The organism is Clostridiisalibacter paucivorans DSM 22131 (assembly GCF_000620125.1).
In the GTDB taxonomy this organism is placed as follows: domain Bacteria; phylum Bacillota; class Clostridia; order Tissierellales; family Clostridiisalibacteraceae; genus Clostridiisalibacter; species Clostridiisalibacter paucivorans.
In genome coordinates, this window is the sequence record NZ_JHVL01000091.1 from 1 (window position 1) to 1,147 (window position 1,147).

Genomic DNA, 1,147 nt, shown 5'->3' on the forward strand with positions numbered 1-1,147 from the left:
AACAATACAATATAGGTGATACATATATAATATTATTCATAATCAATACTATACTCCCTCCTTTTTGAAATAATTGGGATATATCCCAATTATTTTAAAAAGCATCAAACCTCTTCTTTAACTGTTTTAAAGAAAGAATATATGTAGGAAATTCTGCAGCACTATATCCCATGTCAACAAATGTTTGCACGTTTGATATATAATCAGATACAGATGACACTGTCGAAGTTATTAATGTTATTGTTGCAGCCTTCCATCCATTCTCCTTAAGCTCAAAACCTGCTTCAGCCATTATCATAAATCCTTCTACAACTTTACCATATGGAACAACATCTAGCACTAAATCAAAAGCATCTAAGGCTAAATCTTCAATCCTTCCTTCTAAATCTTCAGCTAAATAAATAGAATTTTCCAGATTATCTAAAAACATTCTTGCTGTTTCTTCCCATTCCTGTATTTCATCTAAAGCTGTGCCTCTTCCTTTATCCATTGTTTCTAACGACCCATCTGATTTTGGTACAGTTAGTCTATAATATCTATAGTTATTTGTTGCTCTTCTTTCATGATATGAAAAATATCCCATAAAACTATCTAATTCTTCATCATAAGTTTCGCTTCTAGGAGTAATTTCTGTATGCACATCAGCATTTCTTATTTTTTCTAGCTTATTTTCAATAGAATCTAAATTAATTCTTACTTTTTTTACATCTCCTTTAAAATTTTCAAATACTTTAATATATTTTCCTTCAATTTTCGATACCGCATATCCATCTTCAGAAACAGAAATTGTAGTATTATCATCAAACGTTTTTATATATGTAGATGAATTTGATTTTTTATAATTAAAATCGATGTTTTCATTAGCAAATAAATCCTCTTTTTCTTTTAATTTACCGGCTTTAGTTAAGGCTTGTACATAATTATTCTCAATTTTATCGTAATTTACTTTACTATAATTTATTTTGCCTATTCTATTTACAGCAAATACACTTGACACATTTACACAAAGTATACATACAATCATAATAATTGACAAAACCTTTTTCACTAACTTCATCTCCTCGTATAATATGTTTAGAACCACTCTTAAAAGTGTTCTAAGCATATTAATTTATTTTATTTCTTATTACACTTTTACAAAGAGATA

At 27.8% G+C, this 1,147-nt stretch carries 1 protein-coding gene; it reads right to left on the reverse strand.

Annotation, left to right across the window (positions count from 1 at the left end; all coding sequences use genetic code 11):
* Positions 1–94: 94 nt before the first annotated feature.
* Positions 95–1,048 (reverse strand): hypothetical protein, encoded by a 954-nt coding sequence (locus Q326_RS0114855; protein WP_026896069.1) that lies wholly within the window; start codon positions 1,046–1,048, stop codon positions 95–97.
* Positions 1,049–1,147: the final 99 nt, after the last annotated feature.